General features: G+C 72.5%; 1 protein-coding gene. It reads right to left on the bottom strand.

Annotated elements, in window-relative coordinates; all coding sequences use genetic code 11:
• On the bottom strand, nucleotides 1-1,212 hold a 1,212-nt coding region (locus tag GJV64_RS14585), incomplete at its 3' end, for a 3'-5' exonuclease (protein ID WP_328799205.1).
• Nucleotides 1,213-1,297 lie beyond the last annotated feature (85 nt).

Raw genomic sequence — 1,297 nt, forward strand, 5'->3', positions numbered from 1 at the left:
CGTGTCGGCCACCAGCGTCGACGGGCTGAGCGGGCGCGGCGGGCGCGCTTCCACCGGCGCCGGGCGCAGCCACCACGGTTCGATCTGCTGGCGGTCCGGCGCAGGCGTTACCACCGCTTCGGCCAGCGGCGCCGGCGTGCCGCTGTCATGGCGGCGGACCGTGCCCCACACCGGATCGGCGTCTTCCGGCAGGTTCCAGCCAGCCAGCGCATCCTCCACCAAGGCATACCAGCTCGACGCCGGCACGATACGGTCCTTGGTGGGCTTGGTGGCGCCGCCGATGAACAGCAGCTCGCGCGGGCGGGTGAGTGCGACATAGAGCAGCCGACGATGTTCCGCAGCAGCGCTCCGGTCGCGGTCGGCCAGCGCGCCGGCAATCGAAGGCGGCGGCGCCACCAGACCGGGCGGCAGCCACAGCGGCAGGTCCGGGCCGTTGTCGAAGCGTTGCAGCACCGGGCCGCGCTCGCTGCGCGCCTCCTTGCAGGCGTCGGCGAGGATGACGATCGGCGCCTCCAGCCCCTTGGCACCGTGGACGGTCATCAGCCGCACGGCATCCAGCGGCGCATCAGGATCGCGCTTCACCTCCAGTGCCTCGGCCGCCATCCACACCAGGAAGGCCTGAAGGCTGGCTGCACCGGCCGCCTCGCAGGCCAGCGCCTGGTCGAGCACGCTGTCGATGGCATCGCGCGCCTCTTCGCCCAGCCGCGCCAGCAGCTTGCGCCGGCCTTCGAGCGGCCCCGACAATATGGCTTCGAGAAAGCGATAGGGCGACACGTCCGCTCCCAGGCGCAGCACCTCGGCGAGCGTGGCGCGGGCGGCGACGACATCGGCCGCATCGCTGGCTTCCACTGCCGCCCACAGGCTGCCGGTGCGGCCGGCGGCAAGTTCGGTGAGCCTGTCGTGATCGAGGCCACACAGCGGCGAGACCAGCAGCGCGGCCAGCGTCAGGTCATCACCTGGCTGCAGGGCAAACTTCACCAGCGCGATCAGATCGGCCACCGCCAACGGTTCCGACAGGTTCAATCGGTCCACCCCGGCCACCGGCACGCCGCGCGCATGCAGCGCCGCCACCAGCGCGTTCATCAGGCGCCCGCGCACCCGCACCAGCACCAGCACGTCCTGGGGGGCCGCCCGCCGCCCGGAGGTGGGCAGGATCAGCGGATCGGCATCCCCCAGCCAGCCGGCGATGCTGTCGGCGATGCGGTGGGCCATGGCGATTTCGCCAGCCAACGGCGCGCCGCCGCTGTCGTCGTCGTCATCCTCGTCGCCCGCAATGCCCGCATCGGCGGCATCGGGC

The organism is Sandarakinorhabdus rubra (assembly GCF_010994245.1).
Classification (GTDB): Bacteria; Pseudomonadota; Alphaproteobacteria; order Sphingomonadales; family Sphingomonadaceae; genus Sandarakinorhabdus; species Sandarakinorhabdus rubra.